Origin of the sequence: Pseudoduganella violacea, assembly GCF_014191875.1 — a bacterium.
GTDB lineage: Bacteria > Pseudomonadota > Gammaproteobacteria > Burkholderiales > Burkholderiaceae_D > Rugamonas > Rugamonas violacea_A.
Window position 1 is genome coordinate 34,425 of the sequence record NZ_JACHXD010000012.1, and the last position, 16,296, is coordinate 50,720.

Here is a 16,296-nt window from a genome sequence, read left to right on the forward strand (position 1 = left end):
TTTTCTTAGGGCGCCTGGTTTATTGCGGCGCCCAGAACTGCTCTTCGAAGAAGCGCTGCCGAGGCAGCACGCCCAGCACGGCGCGTTTATGCGGAAAGTCGAATTCGTGCAGCAGGTCGTAGCCGGAGCGCTGCAGGTTGCGGCGCATGCGCTGGTTGTCCGAGCGCGGTTCGATGACAAGCCGGCGCGTGCGGCTGTCATCCAGGAAGAGGTAGTGGGAGATCGAAGGCAGCCAAGCCGATACAAAGGCCTTGCCCCGGCAATCGGCCTCGCCGATCAGCACATGCCAGCCGCGGTCGAAGTCCGCCGCTTCGCAAAAGGGGGAGATGCGGTCTTCCTTGGCCCAATAGACCTCGAAATAGCCGATGGGGCGCTGGTCCAGGCAGGCGATCAGCGGGATGCTGTGCGGATCGGCGCCGAGCCGGCTGAGATAGGCGCGGTGGTAATCCATATCGCCTTCCTCCTCCCAGAATTCGGCCACATGCGGGTCGTTCATCCAGCGGTGGAAATGGGGCAGGTCGGTTTCAGCGTCGGCCACGCGGAAACTCAGCGTCCGCTCCAGCCAGGGAATATAGCGGCGGTACACCACGCCGGCCGGCTGCGGCGGACGTAGGGGATGATTATGTCCGGCGCTGATGCGATAGCTCAGAGGCAGCACCAGTTGCGCCTGCGGCAGCCATAAGGAACGTTCCTGCGCATTGTGCTTGTTCAGCAGCGGCGCGGCGCAGTCCTCCACGCGGGCCAGGTTTTGGCTGTCAATCATCGGCTGTTTCGCCTACAAGAAAGGCCGCGCCGGCAAAGACGCCGGAAAGAATGCGCGCCAGATCGTCGCGCAGGGTCTCGGCATCGTCCACGATATTTCCCAGTCGGGCAAAGTCATGCACCATGCCGGGATAAATTTTCAGGGTGGTCGCCACGCCGGCATCGCGCAGCTTGGCGGCATACGCCACGCCCTCATCCAGCAGCGGATCGTATTCGGCCAGGACGATATGCGCCGGGGCCAGACCGGAGACGTCGGATGCCGCCAGCGGCGCAAAGCGCCAGTCGTTGCGCTCATCCTGGTGATTCAGGTAGTTGGCGAACATCCATTGCAAGGTCGCCGCTTCCAGCAGATAGCCGCTGCCGTGACGCTGGTGGGATTGGCTGTTTTGCTGGCTGCTGGTGCAGGGATAGATCAGCACCTGCAGCGCGGGCTGCTGCTCGCCGGACTGGCGCAGGGCGATGCACAGCGCGGCCGCCAGCGTGCCGCCGGCGCTGTCGCCGCCAACAGCCAGGCGCCGGCTGTCGATGCCATGGTCCGCCGCATGGCCGCGCAGCCAGTTCCAGGCCTCGCGCGCATCATCGAAGGCGCCCGGGAATTTGTGTTCCGGCGCCAGACGGTAGTCAACGGCCAGCACCTTGCATGGCGTGCGCTCGGCCAGGTCGCGGCAAAGCGCATCGTGGGAATCCAGGCCGCCTATGCAAAAGCCGCCGCCGTGGAAGAACAGCAGGCACGGCAGGGCGTCCGTGGCGGGCGGCGAATACAGGCGGGCGCCGATCTGGCGGCCGCCGGGGCCGGATAGGGAAAGATCCTGGGTGGCGACCGATTCGGCGCCGGGCCTATCGATCATGGGCGTGGCGGCGTCGTAGCTGGCACGGGCGGCAGCCGGCGTTTGCAGATGCATGGGCTGGCTGTCGCCGAGCTGCACCAGCTCCAGGAAAGACTCGAGATCGGGATTGAGCGGCATGGCGAACAAAAATGATGACGGTGTCTTCTTGACGATCCGCCGCGCGCTTTGTTTAACTAACTTTTTTGCGCGCTCGCTCGTCATGGAGATTAAGTCCGGCTGTCCGTTGGACGTTCGCATTGCCAGCGGGCGGAAAAGCCTGTCCGGCCCGAATAACCAATTTCTGATCGCATCCATTCTATGTCGAAGGCAAAAATCGTCTATATCTGCTCGTTGAGGAACGCCACCGCCGATCAGGCGGGGCAGTACATCGAGTATAAGGAACAGCAGCGCTATATGAAGTCGCCGCTGGAATATCTGACCGAGGCGCTCAACGAGACCAGTCTGGGCCAAGCCTATAGCCTGGAGGCCGTCATCTATGACGATGACGAGAGCTCGCCGCGCGACCGCGAAAAACTGGCCGACTACGGTTTCCGCCGCGAAGCGGGGAAAAAGTGGATCTATCCGGAAGGCCTGGCCGTGCAAGGGCGTCCGCTGGACAGCCTGCTGCAGCCGATTCCCTCCACTTACCGCATCCATGCCAAGGGTTCGCCGGAGCATGTGGCGGGCAAGCGCGATTTCGAAGCCCGCCTGCTGGCCCGGCTGAATGAGCTGGATGCCGATCTGGTGGTACTCGATGGCCTGCTGGTCATCCTGGACGAGCTGGTACGTCCCGGCGCGGCCTATCACCGCCGCATCGTGAATATCCATCCAGGCATCACGCGTCTGGAGTCGCCCTATGAGCGGCGCGGCGCATGGGCCACGCTGGACGCCTTGTATGGCGCGCGCGGCGAAAAGGTCGTGGACTGGAATACCCGCGAGACCGTAGCGGTGGAGCCGCTGCGGATGACGGGCGCCTCCTTCCACTATGTCGACAACGGCATCGATTCGGGCGAGGTGATTGTGGATGTGCTGAAGACCGAGATCGACCCGGAAGATACGATTCTGGAGCTGCGCTGGAATAACTTCAATTACAGCCTGTTCCCGGCGCTCTACCAGGGGCTGACGCTGATGGCCGGCCGCCTGCGCAAGGCTGCCTGATCCAAGCCCGGATGCGGAAAACGGGGCCGGGCCGAAAAGTCCGGCCCCGTTTTGTTCAGGCGCTTAGAACTTGTACTTCAGGGTCGCCAGCACATTGCGCGGCGCGCCGAAGGTGATGTTCTTGAACGTGTCGATCTGGTTGGCGTAGTACTTCTTGTCAAACAGATTGTTCACATTCACCTGCAGCGAGAGCTGGGGACTGAACTGGTAGTGCGCCATCAGGCTGGCCACCGCGTAGGAGTCCTGGCCCACTTGCAGCGGCTTGCCGTTGCGCGGGTCGATGAACTCGGCGTAGCTGCGGCCTTCCCAATTCACGCCGCCGCCGATGGCCAGCTTGCTCCATGCGCCAGGCAGGCGATATTTGGTGTACGCCTTCAGCATCTTGTGCGGATGCGCGGTGTTGATGTCCTTGCCGCTGGCATCCTCGCTGTCGAACTGGCTCCAGCCCAGGCTTGCGCTCCAGCCGGGGAGCAGTTCGCCGCTCAGCTCAAACTCGTAGCCCTTGGTTTTGGTGCCGCTGGTGGTCTTGTAAGCCTGTTCGCGCGTGTTGGGAATGACCTCGTTGCCGTCCGGGATGGCGAAGTTGTCCTGCTTGATCTGGAACAGCGCGAACGAGGTATTCAGTTTGCCGTCAAACAGCTCGCCTTTGACGCCGGCTTCCAGAGCCTTGCCTTTCAGCGGATCGATATAGGTGCCGCTCTTGTCGCGGTAGTTTTGCGGATCGAAGATGCTGGTATAGCTGGCGTACAGCGAGGTATGCGGCGTCAGGTCGTACAGTGCGCCGACATAGGGCGTGATCTCGCCGTTATGGCGGATTTTGAAGGCGTTGGCCGTCCACAGCGCCTGGTCGCCCTTGCGTTCCCAATTGGTGAAGCGGCTGCCGACGATGAATTTGAGCGCATCCGTCGCTTGCAGACGGGCCATGGCATAGGCGCTGGTCTGGGTGTCGCGGGTGAAGGAACCGGTCTGGTAGGGCGCCCATTTCGGCTCGGGATAATTGCCGGTCCAGGCGCGGAAGTCGCCGATCGGCGGCAGCACGCTGGCGTCGCTGGACAGCCACAGCGTCTTGTGCGTGCCATGCAGCAGGCCGACCGCCAGTTCGTGCTTGCGGCCCAGCAGTTCGAACGGGCCGGATGCGGTGAAGCCGACGTCGTTTTGTTTGTCGCTCACGCCATAACCGATGATCCATGGCTCCAGTCCCAGGCCGGTGTTGCGGTCCACCATGCCATCCATCCAGTTCAGGCGCTGGTCGCCGGTATTGCTGCGGTGGTTGGCCGTGAACTGCAGTTTCCATTGATTGGCCAGGCGGTGTTCCACGGTGGCGAAGGCGGTGCGCTGCTTGGTGTTCCAGAAGTTCCAGTTGGCGGCGGTGGTGGTGGAGCGGTCCCAGTCGGTGCGCGTGCCGTCGCTGTAGAAGATGGGCAGGCCGGCCCACTGGTTGCCGCGGTGGCGGTCGCGCTGCTCGCTGAAGCCGAAGCTCAGGCGGGTGTCCGGCGTCAGATCGGCGTCGATCACGCCATATGCCAGGGTTTTCTTGGTGTTTTCCAGGCGGATGAAGTTATCCTTGTCCTCGGCGCTGATGACCACGCGGCCCCGGATCGTGCCTTCCTTGTTCAGCGGCGAACTCAGATCCACCACGCCGTTGCGCTTGTCCCAGGAGCCCAGGCCCAGGCTGGCCGAACCGGCGAACACCTTGCTGTCCGCGTGTTTGCGGATCAGATTGATGGAGGCGGAGGGGTTGCCGGTGCCGCTCATCAGGCCCGTTGCGCCGCGCACGATCTCAACCCGGTCGTAGATTATCGTATCGGCCTTGGCTTCGCCCTCGTTGGCGCCCGGCATGGGGATCCCGTCCAGCTGGATTTTGTCGATCTGGAAGCCGCGTGCATAAAAGTAGCTGCGCACGCTGTCGATTTCCTTGGCCGATACGCCGGTGGTGCTATTGACCACGTCGAACACGGTCTGCAGGGCTTGATCGTCCAGCCTTTCGCGCGTAATCACGGTGACCGATTGCGGCGTGTCGCGGATCGAGAGATTCAGGCCGGTGGCGCTGGTGCTGCCGCTGGTGGTATACGAGCCGCTGCCTTCGGAGGGGCCGGTGGCGCCCGCGGTGACCGTGACCAGGCCAAGGGTTTGACCATCCCTTGCCGGCGCGGCCGGGGCTTGCTGGGCGTGGGCCGCACCGCCAAGGGTAAGGCTGGCAACGGCCATTTGCAGGGCCAGCGCGCCGCGCCGGAGGGGAATATGACTGAGTTTAATGTGCATTTTTGCTTGCTTTGTTGATAATAAAGGAATGCGGATGCGCGTGCTCAAAAAATGGGCGCGACAAGCCGTACCCCTCTGACGAATCAGCGGGGTAGAAATTTAATAAAAAGATGCGCCGCCGTTGCGGCGGGCCTGGCTTGCGGGGCCGGGGAGGAGGGCGGCCCCGCGGCGGGGGGTTACACGGTGGCGTGCAGCGCGGCGCCGATTTCCTGGCTGCGGATGGCGGTAATGGAGAGCAGGGTGTCGGACAGGCCATGCGACGCTTCGCAGCTGCCCTGCAGGAAGACGCGCGGTTGGAAGCGATCGTCGGCGATCAATTGGTAGTTGCGGTCCACGGCCATATTGTCCAGCCATGGCGCCAGGGGCGCGAGCAGGTTCTGATGCTGCTGGCGGCGGTAGCCGGTGGCCAGGATCACGGCGTCGTAGCGGCTGGCGAAGGTGGTGCCGCTGTCCTGGTCCTTCAGCTGCAGCTGGATGCCGCCGGCTTCGGCGTTCACCTCGATCACCTCGTGGCGGCGCAGGAACTGGTGGCGCTGATGGCCCAGCACTTTTTGCTGGTAGAAGACGTGGAAGATCTGTTCGATCAGATCCGTGTCGGCCACGGCGTAATTGGTGTTCAGGTGTTCCTCGATCAGGGCGGCGCGCTCGGACGGCGCTTGCTTGAACACATAGTCGGTGTAGTCCGCGTTGAAGATTTCATTGATGAAGGGGCTGTCGTCGGCCGGCTTCATGGCGCGCGCCCGCGTCACCAGGTCCACATTGCAGCCCTTGCCGTGCAGGTCCATGAAGATTTCGGCGGCGCTCTGGCCGGCGCCGATCACGGCGATGCGGCGCGCATCCTTTAACTGGTTCATGCTGCCCAGGTAGGCGCTGGAATGGAAGACGCGGGCATCGTTGCGGAAAGGCGCGAAGCATTCCGGAATGGAGGCGGTGCCGCCGACGCTGACCACGAGATTTTGTGCCTGGCGCTCATGCTGCTGGCCCTGGCTGTCGCGCGAGAGCACCGTCAAATGCGTCACCTGGCCATCCTTCTGCACCGGCAGGACCGCCGTCACCTCCTCGCCGTAGCGGGTCTGCGCGGCGAACTGGCGCGCGGCCCAGGCCAGGTAGTCGTTGAATTCGTAGCGGCTGGGGTAGAAGGTTTTCAGATTGATGAAATCGGGCAGGCGCTGTTGCTGATGCAGGTAGTTCAGAAAAGTGAAGCGGCTGGACGGGTTGCGCAGCGTGGCCAGATCCTTGAGGAAGGAGATTTGCATATGGGTGCCATCCAGCAGCATGCCTGGATGCCAGGCGAAGTGCTCCTGCTTTTCGAGATACAACGCGTCCGCCGCATGGCCTTGCTCTTGCAGCGCAATGGCCAGCGCCAGATTGGATGGGCCGAAGCCGATGCCGATGAGATTATGGATGTGCATGGTGTTTGTCCTGTTATTCCTGTTAATCGGTTTGGGAACCGGCGTTGTACGGTCTTGCAGGCATGACGATCCTGGCTTCAAAGTGTTTAGCCTTGCGCGCTTTTTTCCTGTGAAGGCTTAAAAAACCTTGCGCTGAAACGTCAGGAGGAAAAGAGCGCAACGGAAAGGACTGGGAATGTTAAGGAATATGAAACTGGGCATGCTGGCCATGCTGATTTGCGGCGCCGTCCAGGCGGGCAATATCGATATCCGGCGCACGGCCGACGGCATCCCGCATATCAAGGCGGACAACTGGCGCGGCCTGGGGCTGGGGTACGGCTATGTGCAGGCCGAGGATGCCTTGTGCACGATGAGCGAAGCCTTTGTAACGTTCAAGGGCCGCCGCAGCCTGCACTGGGGCGCGGCCAACCGCCCCGCGCATGAATCGATGCTGGGCAGATCCAGCAATCTGGAAATGGATATTTTCTTCGCCGGCTTCCTGACGCCCGAGCTGATTCAGTCGTACCGCCGCGAACAGCCGGCCGAACTGCAAGAGCTGGTGAACGGCTTTGCCGAGGGCTTCAACCGCTACGTGAAACTGGCGCGCAAGCAGGGCAAGGCGGCATGCGCCAGCCAGCCCTGGGTGGAAGAAATCGCGGCGGACGATATCTACCGCCGCATGTATGCGGCGACCATCAGCGCCGGTTACGCGCGCTTTATCCCCGCCATTGTGAACGCGGCGCCGCCCGGGACGAAGGAGCAGGCGCGCAGTGCGGCCCCACCATCCCTGGATCAACTGCTGGCCCATACCATCGGCAACCAGCCCGGCGTCGGCAGCAATGCCCTGGCGCTGGGTGGCGACGCAAGCGGCAAGGCACAGCCGGTCCTATTCGGTAATCCACATTGGTTCTGGCGCGGTCCGGACCGGTTTTACCAAGCCCACTTGAGCATTCCTGGCAAATTGAATGTGGCCGGCGTCTCCTTCCTTGGCGTGCCGGTGGTGATGATCGGCTTTAACGACCATGTGGCGTGGAGCCATACCGTGTCGGAGGCGCGTCGTTTCGGCCTGTTCGACCTGGTGCTATCCGGCCCCACCAGCTACCGCGTGGACCAGCAGACAGTGGCGATGCAGGCCAGGACCGTCACGGTTCCCCTGCGCGAAGCCGACGGCAAAGGTGGCAGCGCCACGCGCACCTTGTATTTCAGCCAGTTCGGCCCCGTGGTCGACTTGGGCGCCCGGTCGCCGCAACTGGCCTGGAGCGGGCAGAAAGCCTTGGCGCTGCGCGATGTCAATGGCGAGAACTTCCGCGCTTTCCGCACCTTCTTTTACTGGAATCAGGCGCGTTCGCTGGAAGAATTCGTGGCGATCCAGAAGCGTGAAGCCAGCATCCCCTGGGTGAACACCATTGCCATCGGACGCGGCGACGCGCGGGTCTGGTATGGCGACATCGGCGCCGTGCCAAACGCCCCTGACGAGCTGCGGGCGCGCTGCGCCACGCCGGTGTCCAAGGCCTTTGCCGGCATCGATGGCGGAACACCGGTACTGGACGGCAGTCGTAGCGACTGCAACTGGCTGAACGACAGCAGCGCCGCCCAGCCGGGCGCCATGCCGGTTGCGCGCCAACCGGGACTGTTCCGCACCGACTATGTGGCGAATATGAACGACAGCTACTGGCTGACGAATCCAGCCCAGCCGCTGGAAGGCTACGCCAGGCTGCTGGGCGGCGAGCGCGGCATGCCCTCGCTGCGCAGCAAGGCGGGCCACGGCATCGCTGCCGGACTGCTGGCGCGCGCGCCGCTGAAACCGGCCGATATGGTGAGCAGCTTGCGCGAACAGGTGCTGGATGCGCGCTCGCTCGCGGCGCAACGATATAAGGAGCCGCTGCTGCAATCCATCTGCAAGCTTGACGAAGTGGAGGTGAAAGCCGATCCCGAGTCGGGAAAAACCTTCGACGTCGCCCGCAAAGCGTCTTTGGCTGAGGCGTGCGCCGTGTTGCGCGCCTGGCCGGGCAGCGCCAATGCCCAGGACCGGGGCGCGCTGCTGTGGGAGCAGTTCTGGGCCAGGGTGGAGCGCATTCCCGAGGCCGAACGCTTCCAGGTTGCCTACGATCCGGCCCGTCCGCTGGAAACGCCGGCCCAGATCCGGGTCGAAGACCCGCGCATGGCGCAAAGCCTCGGCGCGGCGGTGCTGGCGATGCAGGCTGATGGCCAGCCGCTTGACGCGCCGCGCGGCCGGGATTTGTTCGCCGGAACGGGCAAGCACCACATCGCACTGTACGGCGGCTGCCACCAGGGCGGCTATTTCACGGTCGCCTGCCGTCCGCTGGGCAACCGGGGCTTGACGGAGGAATTCGTGGGCAACAGCTATCTGCAGCTGGTGCGCTTCGATGAGCAGGGCGCCGTGGCGGAGACCTTGCTGGCCCATGGCCAGAGTGAAACCGGGCTGGATGACGTGGCGCGCAACAGCGCTCTGCAGCGCTATGCGGCCAAGCGCTGGAGCGTCTTCCCCTTCCGCGATGCCCAGGTTCGGGCCGCCACCGTTTCGCGCACCGTGCTCAAACCATAAACAAGCGGCCCAGCCATTCGTCTTGCTAGCAAAACCATACACAAGGATTCAAATATGTTGCGTTTTCTGATTCAACAATCCAGGAGCCTGCTGCTGGCCGCCGCCGCCGGCAGCGTGGCGCACGGTATTTGCAGCGTCACGCTGATCGCCCTGATCAGCGAAGCGCTCAGTGCCGAAGCCTCGGTCCGTACCGGCATGGCCTGGACTTTCGCCCTGCTGGCGGTGGGGTTGATGCTGACCCATATCATCGCCTCCGTGCTGTTCGAGCGCCTGAGCCAGCACGCCCATGCCGAACTGCGACGCTATGTGAGCGCGCGCGTGATCGCCGCCGACTACCGCAACCTGGAAGCCATCGGTTCGGCGCGGGTGCAGTCGGCGCTGTCCGAGCATAGCGCCAATGTCGCTGCCTTCTTCGTGACTTTCCCGGCCATCCTGAGCAATGCGGTGGTGGTGCTGGGCTGCCTGGTCTACATGCTGCTGCTGTCCTGGCAGATTTTCCTGTTCGCGGTGGCGCTGATCGGCCTCGGTTCCTTCGGCTACCACCTTGCCAATTTGCGCGCGATCCGCCACCTGAACCGCGGCGCGGAGGAGCAGGACCGCTTGTTCGGCCATTTCCGTTCGCTGACCGACGGCGCCAAGGAATTGCGCCTGCACTTCGGCAAACGTAAGGTGTTTCAGGAGCAGGTGCTGGGCGGCTCGATCGAAACTGTGCGCAGCGAACGCGCCCTGGGCATGTCGATTTTCGTGGTCTCGGCAAGCTGGGCCAACTTCCTGATCTACGCCTTTATCGGCCTGGTGCTATTTGTCCTGCTGGGCGGCGCTTCGGACCAGGCCCGCGTGATGACGGGTTTCGCCCTGGTCTTTGTATACATGGTGACGCCGCTCGAAGTGCTGCTGTTGAACATCCCGCGCGCCAACCTGGCCAAGGCATCGGCCCTGCGCATCGACGAGATCACGGCCGGCATGAACGATTCCGAGCAGGCCGTCGGCAGCGCCCAGCCCCAGCCCTTGCAGCAACTGGCGCTGGACAAGGTCGAACACCGCTATTACCACGAGCAGAGCGACGATTTCTTCGCCCTCGGGCCGGTCAGCTTTACCTTCAAGCCGGGCGAAGTGGTGTTCCTGGTCGGCGGCAATGGCAGCGGCAAGACCACGCTGGCCAAACTGCTGGTGGGCCTGTATCCGCCGGAACGGGGCAGCATCGTCTTGAACGGCCAGGGCGTGGACGACGCCCGCCGTGACCAGTACCGGCAGTTGTTCAGCACTGTATTCTCGGACTTCCACCTGTTCGACCGCCTGCTGCACAGCGGCGAAGCCAGCGCCGACCTGGATGCGCGCGGCAACCGCCTGATCGAGCGCCTGCACTTGCAGCACAAGGTTCAGGTGCGCAACGGCGCCTTCACCACGCAGGCTTTGTCGCAAGGGCAGCGCAAGCGCCTGGCTCTGGTGGTGGCCTGCCTGGAGGACCGTCCTTTCCTCGTATTCGATGAATGGGCGGCCGACCAGGACCCCGTATTCAAGAACGTGTTCTATCTCGAAGTACTGGCGGAACTTAAGGCCCAGGGCAAAACCATCCTGGTGATTTCGCATGACGACCGCTACTTCCACGTGGCCGACCGCCTGATACGCATGGAAAACGGCCAACTCAGCGAAGACAGCGTGCCACAGCGTCCGGCGCAAGCAGCATGAGCGCGCCGATTACCTTGCTATGCCTGCCGAACGCCGGCGCTAGCTCCGCCATGTATCAACGCTGGAAGCGCCTGCTACCGGACTGGATCAGCGTGATGCCGCTGGAACTGCCGGGGCGCGGCCGGCGCAGCAGCCAGGCGCCGATATGCGACTACGGCGCCATGGTGACGCGCCTGTGCAGCGAGTATCTGCTGCTGCCGCAGCGGCCTTACGCGCTGTTCGGCCACAGCATGGGCGGCCTGCTGGCATACGGCATGGCGCAACGTCTGCGCCAACTCGGGGAAAACCGGGCGCCGCGCGCGCTGCTGGTGTCCGCCACGGCCGCGCCGACGCGGCGTGGCCCCCTTATCAGCAATCTGGACGACGCATCCTTGATTGCCGAGATGCGTCGCCAGGGTGGCACGCCGCAAGAAGCCTTTGCCAGCGCGGAGCTGATGCAGCTGGTTTTACCCTTGATGCGCGCCGACTACCGGGTTTGCGCCAGCTTCCGCGCCGATGCGCGGAGCCGGCCGCTGGAGATTCCCCTGCATGTTTTTGCCGGACGCGCCGATATCAATACGCCACAGCAGATGGAGGCATGGCGCGCCGAAACCCAGTCCGCGTTCAGCCTTGACTGGTTCGAAGGCGGGCATTTCTATCTGCGTGGAGAACAGCAGGAAAGACAGCTGATGTGCGCTCTTGAGCGGCTGCTGGCCTCAATCGGCAGCGATCAGCTCTTGGCTCCGGACACGGACCGGATCGAGCGGACAAGCGCCGCAATAGCCCTGTCCGGGCAGCAGGTGGTATAGACAGCACTGGCTGTGCAGGGCGATAAGGCCATCGGCATCGGCCTTTTCTCCCGGCTTGGCCGGCGCGCGCCGCCGCCGCATATACAAAGGATTTTCTTCTCCAGCCCACAGCGCGCTATCGATCAGATGCGCGCGGTCGGCCATCACCGCAGCCACATGCTGTTCCCCGTGCGCCGCAGCCAGCCCCTGCGCCGCATCGAACAGGAAGTTCAGCCAGCGCACCGCGTTCCCCCACAAGATTTTCTGGGCCAGCCCCGATTGGCGGCTCAGTTGCGCGAACAGCGGCGCCAGATGGCCGCGCAGCAGCGCGTCGTAGCGCTCTTCGGCATCGGCTTCCGGCAGCGATTCGCCCAAGGCAAGGATGTGGAAACCTGTCACCTCGCCATGCGGCGCCAGACTCACGGCCATCTCTTTCGCGTTGGCGGGAAAGCGGTGGCGTAGCAGTGTCGCGCCGGCGACCAGCGGCGGAAGCAGCGCGCCCAGATAGCGGTTGCTCCAGTTTGAGGCCACGGGGCGCAGGTCTTGCTGGCCCAACCTGGCGGCGCTGGCACGCAACTGCCTTGTCAGCAGTTCCGGCTCGGACAGCAGCCGCGCCACAGCTAGGGCAGAGGGGGGAAACTGGGGCGCGCAAGCCAGCGATTCGCCATAGCTGCGCATCTCTCCCTGGAATAGCGGTTCGAGCAGCGGAATCATGATGAGTGGGTGTAGTCCATGCCCGATAGACGAATGAGCCAGCGGAAAATTCTGGGCGCCAGGCTTCCTTGAGCCTTTGCGTAGGGGTTTGGATTACTACCACTTTGACCTAAAGCTAATGTTAAGGATTAATTTCAGCTAGTCACATTTTTTCTTAAAAGAAATTTTGAAAATTTTTAACTGAATAAAATACAAAAAAATGACAGAAATTTCTTGCGGTATTTTCTAAAATATCAATTGTTGCATATATTGTATGAATTTAAGCAGTGTGTTGCATCTTAGGAGAAAGTCAACTTCCAGCCTGTATAATTCCAGCAAGTTGCCACAAAAGAATGTAAAAACAGCAATCAATGCAATTTTAGCAAGCGTCCAGTTCCACTAGTTTTAGCAATGAGCACCAACTGATCACCCATTGGAGCAAGCATGTCTGACTTGGAAAACCCGGCTGCAGAGTTGTACGAAGTAGTGGTAAACGAAGAAGAGCAGTACTCGATCTGGCCGGCCAGCAAAGAGCTTCCGCTTGGCTGGAAGAAGGCCGGAAAACAAGGCAGCAAAGATGTGTGCCTTGCCTATATCAATGAAGTGTGGACCGATATGCGCCCACTTTCCCTGCGCCGAGCGATGAGCTCATCACAGCAGTAGCCCAGCCTTTCCCAGAAGGCTTTTGCCGGGAGCGGCCGCTGGACTCTCCCGCGTGCGGCAGATTCACCATGTAAAGAAAGTGCGTTGAACCGCCTATGGTGGTTCGCGTGCTCCTGCATTGACCGGAGCGGTAGCGAGGCTCCTTTGTAGCGAGTAGCGATGAATCGAACTGTTTTATCCCCTTGCGAGTCAAGCCGTGGGGGCATGCGATGAGTAAAACCGTCTTCATGTTTTCGGGGCAGGGTTCACAGTACCGGCAGATGGGCCATGAGCTGTATCGGCGCGAACCCGTGTTCCGCGACGCCATGCAGCGCCTTGATCCTTTGGTGCGGAGCCGCTGCGGCGAGTCGGTGCTGGCTGCCTTGTACGAAGATGCGAACGGCGAGCAGCTGTTGCAGCGCGTTCGCATCAGCCATCCAGCCATCTTCATGGTTGAATATGCGCTGGCCCAGACCTTGATCGCGGCGGACGTGCGGCCCGACCTGGTGCTCGGTTCCAGCCTTGGTTCCTATGCGGCAGCGGTGATTGCGGGCTGCGTCTCCGCCGAAACCGCGCTGAAAGCCGTGATCGAAAAGGCGCTGATGCTGGAGCGGCATTGCGCGCCGGGCTGCATGGTCGCCGTCATGGGCGATCCCGCGGGGTATATGACGCCGGGGTTGCAGGGTCTCTGCGAATTGGCGGCCCGTAATTTCGATGGCCATTCGGTGCTGGCCATGCGGCAAGATCAACTGGCCCGCGTTGAAAACCACTTGCGCCAGCATGGCCTGGCCTTTCAGCGGCTGGACGTGGAATTCGCCTTTCATTCGCGCTGGATCGACGCGGCGCGCCAACCCTATCTCGATTATTTGCAGGGGCTGCATTTCCAGCCGGCGGCCATTCCGCTGGCGTGCTGCGCCAGCGCGAGCACGCTGCAAACCCTGCCAACCGACTTTTTCTGGACCGTGGCGCGCGCCCCGATCCGCTTTCACGACACCGTGCAAGCGCTGGAAGCGCGGGGCAGCTACCGCTATATCGACGTTGGACCGGCCGGCACGCTCGCCACTTTTCTCAAATATGGACTGCCAGCCGGTTCACCGTCCCAGATCTACACGCTGATGTCGCCCTTCGGCAGCGACAGCGGCAATCTGGCGGCCGTAATTGGCCAATGCCGCCAGCCGGCAAGCACGACAGAGCAGCATCAACCCACTAAGGAGAGCAGGGCTATGAAGGCAGTGATTTTTCCGGGGCAGGGCGCGCAGTTCAAGGGAATGGGCAAGGACGTTTTCCCCCTTTACCCGGATCTGGTGCGGCGTGCATCCGAGATTCTTGGCTACTCCTTGGAAGAACTCTGTCTCAGCGACAGTCAGAATCAACTCTCGCAAACCCGCTATACGCAGCCGGCCCTGTTCGTGGTCAATGCGCTCAATTATTACCAGCATCAGGCGCAGCATGGCGGCGCGGCGCCCGACTTCTTTGCCGGCCATAGCTTGGGCGAGTACAACGCGCTGCATGCCGCCGGCGCGTTTTCCTTCGAAACAGGGCTGCGCCTGGTGAAGAAACGCGGTGAGCTGATGGGCGGCGCGCGTGACGGCGCCATGGCGGCGGTGCTGGGCGCTTCGGCCAGCGAAGTCCAGTCCATACTCGATCAGCACAAGTTGGATCAGATCGATATCGCGAACTACAACTCGCCGACGCAGATCGTGATCGCCGGCAGCAAGGATGCCATCGCCGCGGCGGAGCAGATTTTCGCCGGCCACACTCTGCGCTACGTGACGCTGAACGTGAGCGCCGCCTTCCACTCGCGCTATATGCAGCCGGCGCAGGCGGAATTCGCGCGTTTCTTGAGCGAGTTCACCTTCACCGCGCCAACTGTGCCGGTGATCGCCAATGCCAATGCCCGTCCATATGAGGCGGACAGAATCGCGGAAACACTGGCCGCGCAGATTGCCGGCCCGGTACGCTGGGTCGATTCGGTGCGCTACCTGATGGGGCGTGAGGTGGACGCGTTCCAGGAAATCGGCGCGGCGGTGCTGAGCAAGATGGTGCTGGAAATCCGCGGCAAGGAAACGCCGATTGTGGATGAAACGCCGGCGTTGCCTGCGGCTGCACCCGCACCCGCACCCGCTCCCGCTCCCGCCTCCCTGCCGGTGGCAAGTGGCGGGCCTGGCATCCAGTCTACCCGTCTTGGCAGTGCCTTGTTCCGCCAGCGTTTTGGGCTGCAGTACGCTTACATGGCCGGCGCGATGTATCGCGGCGTGGCGTCGGCCGAACTGGTGATTCGCATGGGCAAGGCTGGCTTCCTGTCCTTCTTTGGCGCGGGCGGCCTGCCGCCGGCGCGCGTCGAAGCAGGCATCCAGCGCATTCAGGCCGAGTTGAAAGACGGCCAGCCCTATGGCATGAATCTGCTGGCGAACTACGAGTATCCGGCTGACGAAGAGGCGGTGGTCGAGCTGTATTTGAAATATGGCGTGACCAATGTCGAGGCTGCGGCCTTTATGCAGATGACGCCAGCGCTGGTGCGTTTCCGCCTGTCCGGCCTGCGCACCGATGCGCGCGGCGCGGTGGTCTGCGATCACCGTATCGTCGCCAAGATTTCCCGGCCCGAGGTGGCGAAAGCCTTCATGAGTCCAGCGCCTGCGGCCATCGTCGGCAAGCTGCTGGAGCAAGGCAAGATCACGCCGCTGCAGGCCGAACTCGCGCAGCGCGTGCCGGTTGCCCATGATATCTGCGTCGAAGCCGATTCCGGCGGCCACACCGATGGCGGCATCGCCGCCGTGATGCTGCCGCCGATGCTGCGCATGCGCGACGAGTTGCAGACCAGTCATGGGTACGCGGAACCGATCTGCATGGGCCTCGCGGGCGGCATCGGCGGTCCGGAGGCGGCCGCCGCCGCCTTCCTGCTGGGCGCCGATTTCATCATGACCGGTTCCATCAACCAGTGCACGGTGGAAGCAGGAATGAGCGACAACGGCAAGGCCATGCTGCAAGAAATCGATATCCACGATACCGAGTACGCGCCGGCCGGCGATATGTTCGAGATCGGCGCCCAGGTGCAGGTGCTGAAGAAATCGGTCTTTTTCCCGGCGCGCGCCAACAAGCTGCTGTCGCTTTACCGCCATCACAACAGCCTGGACGAAATCCCTGAGCGTACGCGCCGCCAGCTTGAAGGCACGTATTTCAAGAAGACCTTCGAGGAAATCTGGAGCGAGACCGCAGCCTGGTTCAAGGCCCAGGGCAAGGACCATGAAGTGGTCAAGGCCGAGGCCAATCCCAAGCACAAGATGGCCCTGGTGTTCCGCTGGTACTTCGCCTACTGCACGCGCATTGCCATGGAGGGACGCAACGAGGATCAGGTCAATTACCAGATCCAGACCGGCCCGGCCCTCGGTTCCTTCAACCGCTGGGTGAAGGGCACGGCGCTGGAATCCTGGCGCAACCGGCATGTGGACGAAATAGCCATCAAGCTGCTGGACGCCACTGCCGAGCATTTGAACCGTTCCTATACACGATTCCTTCAGGCTTAAAAGGTCCGCTGCGCT

Annotated in this window: 11 protein-coding genes; 6 read left to right on the forward strand and 5 right to left on the reverse strand. The window is 62.6% G+C overall.

Going from position 1 to position 16,296, the window contains the following annotated elements; genetic code table 11:
- Positions 1-19 precede the first annotated feature (19 nt).
- Positions 20-763, reverse strand: a complete 744-nt coding sequence (locus FHS03_RS19825; protein WP_229426303.1) for a GNAT family N-acetyltransferase — start codon at positions 761-763, stop codon at positions 20-22.
- On the reverse strand, positions 756-1,727 hold the full coding sequence (locus FHS03_RS19830; protein WP_183442670.1) for an alpha/beta hydrolase: 972 nt from the start codon (positions 1,725-1,727) through the stop codon (positions 756-758). The genes FHS03_RS19825 and FHS03_RS19830 overlap by 8 nt, the downstream gene beginning before the upstream one ends.
- 180 nt (positions 1,728-1,907) lie before the next feature.
- Here FHS03_RS19830 and FHS03_RS19835 point away from each other — a divergent pair, with 180 nt between their 5' ends.
- Positions 1,908-2,747, forward strand: a complete 840-nt coding sequence (locus tag FHS03_RS19835; RefSeq protein WP_183442671.1) for a formyltransferase family protein — start codon at positions 1,908-1,910, stop codon at positions 2,745-2,747.
- A gap of 63 nt (positions 2,748-2,810) precedes the next feature.
- On the opposite strand, the gene FHS03_RS19840 is transcribed toward FHS03_RS19835, so the two are convergent.
- A complete protein-coding gene (locus FHS03_RS19840; RefSeq protein ID WP_183442672.1) occupies positions 2,811-5,009 on the reverse strand; it encodes a TonB-dependent siderophore receptor in 2,199 nt (732 codons plus the stop codon).
- A gap of 176 nt (positions 5,010-5,185) precedes the next feature.
- Positions 5,186-6,421 (reverse strand): lysine N(6)-hydroxylase/L-ornithine N(5)-oxygenase family protein, encoded by a 1,236-nt coding sequence (locus FHS03_RS19845; RefSeq protein ID WP_183442673.1) that lies wholly within the window; start codon positions 6,419-6,421, stop codon positions 5,186-5,188.
- A gap of 175 nt (positions 6,422-6,596) precedes the next feature.
- Here FHS03_RS19845 and FHS03_RS19850 point away from each other — a divergent pair, with 175 nt between their 5' ends.
- Genes FHS03_RS19850 through FHS03_RS19860 form a run of 3 tightly spaced genes read left to right on the forward strand, consistent with a single transcriptional unit; the run spans position 6,597 to position 11,443 of the window.
- Positions 6,597-8,966 (forward strand): penicillin acylase family protein, encoded by a 2,370-nt coding sequence (locus FHS03_RS19850; RefSeq protein WP_229426304.1) that lies wholly within the window; start codon positions 6,597-6,599, stop codon positions 8,964-8,966.
- A gap of 54 nt (positions 8,967-9,020) precedes the next feature.
- Positions 9,021-10,655 (forward strand): cyclic peptide export ABC transporter, encoded by a 1,635-nt coding sequence (locus tag FHS03_RS19855; RefSeq protein ID WP_183442674.1) that lies wholly within the window; start codon positions 9,021-9,023, stop codon positions 10,653-10,655.
- Positions 10,652-11,443, forward strand: coding sequence for a thioesterase II family protein (locus FHS03_RS19860; RefSeq protein WP_183442675.1), 792 nt, complete (start codon positions 10,652-10,654; stop codon positions 11,441-11,443). Before FHS03_RS19855 ends, FHS03_RS19860 begins: the two co-directional genes overlap by 4 nt.
- Here FHS03_RS19860 and fhuF read toward each other — a convergent pair.
- On the reverse strand, positions 11,351-12,136 hold the full coding sequence (gene fhuF / locus FHS03_RS19865) for a siderophore-iron reductase FhuF (protein ID WP_183442676.1): 786 nt from the start codon (positions 12,134-12,136) through the stop codon (positions 11,351-11,353). The two genes, FHS03_RS19860 and fhuF, sit on opposite strands and share 93 nt — an antisense overlap.
- Before the next feature lie 423 nt (positions 12,137-12,559).
- Between fhuF and FHS03_RS19870 the strand changes: the two genes are divergently transcribed.
- Positions 12,560-12,778 carry an MbtH family protein gene (locus FHS03_RS19870; RefSeq protein WP_176346392.1) on the forward strand — a complete coding sequence of 73 codons (219 nt, stop codon included), beginning with the start codon at positions 12,560-12,562 and terminating at the stop codon, positions 12,776-12,778.
- A 209-nt stretch (positions 12,779-12,987) separates the two neighbouring features.
- The gene (gene fabD / locus FHS03_RS19875; RefSeq protein ID WP_183442677.1) at positions 12,988-16,281 is read left to right on the forward strand and encodes an ACP S-malonyltransferase; all 3,294 of its coding nucleotides are present in this window, start codon (positions 12,988-12,990) and stop codon (positions 16,279-16,281) included.
- The last annotated feature ends 15 nt before the right edge of the window (positions 16,282-16,296 follow it).

Excerpts from the sequence above, each read along its gene's own strand:
- fhuF (WP_183442676.1), bottom strand. The coding sequence starts at position 12,136 with ATGATTCCGCTGCTCGAACCGCTATTCCAGGGAGAGATGCGCAGCTAT.
- FHS03_RS19870 (WP_176346392.1), top strand. The coding sequence starts at position 12,560 with ATGTCTGACTTGGAAAACCCGGCTGCAGAGTTGTACGAAGTAGTGGTA.
- FHS03_RS19855 (WP_183442674.1), top strand. The coding sequence starts at position 9,021 with ATGTTGCGTTTTCTGATTCAACAATCCAGGAGCCTGCTGCTGGCCGCC.
- FHS03_RS19860 (WP_183442675.1), top strand. The coding sequence starts at position 10,652 with ATGAGCGCGCCGATTACCTTGCTATGCCTGCCGAACGCCGGCGCTAGC.
- FHS03_RS19825 (WP_229426303.1), bottom strand. The coding sequence starts at position 763 with ATGATTGACAGCCAAAACCTGGCCCGCGTGGAGGACTGCGCCGCGCCG.
- FHS03_RS19845 (WP_183442673.1), bottom strand. The coding sequence starts at position 6,421 with ATGCACATCCATAATCTCATCGGCATCGGCTTCGGCCCATCCAATCTG.
- FHS03_RS19840 (WP_183442672.1), bottom strand. The coding sequence starts at position 5,009 with ATGCACATTAAACTCAGTCATATTCCCCTCCGGCGCGGCGCGCTGGCC.
- fabD (WP_183442677.1), top strand. The coding sequence starts at position 12,988 with ATGAGTAAAACCGTCTTCATGTTTTCGGGGCAGGGTTCACAGTACCGG.
- FHS03_RS19835 (WP_183442671.1), top strand. The coding sequence starts at position 1,908 with ATGTCGAAGGCAAAAATCGTCTATATCTGCTCGTTGAGGAACGCCACC.
- FHS03_RS19830 (WP_183442670.1), bottom strand. The coding sequence starts at position 1,727 with ATGCCGCTCAATCCCGATCTCGAGTCTTTCCTGGAGCTGGTGCAGCTC.
- FHS03_RS19850 (WP_229426304.1), top strand. The coding sequence starts at position 6,597 with ATGTTAAGGAATATGAAACTGGGCATGCTGGCCATGCTGATTTGCGGC.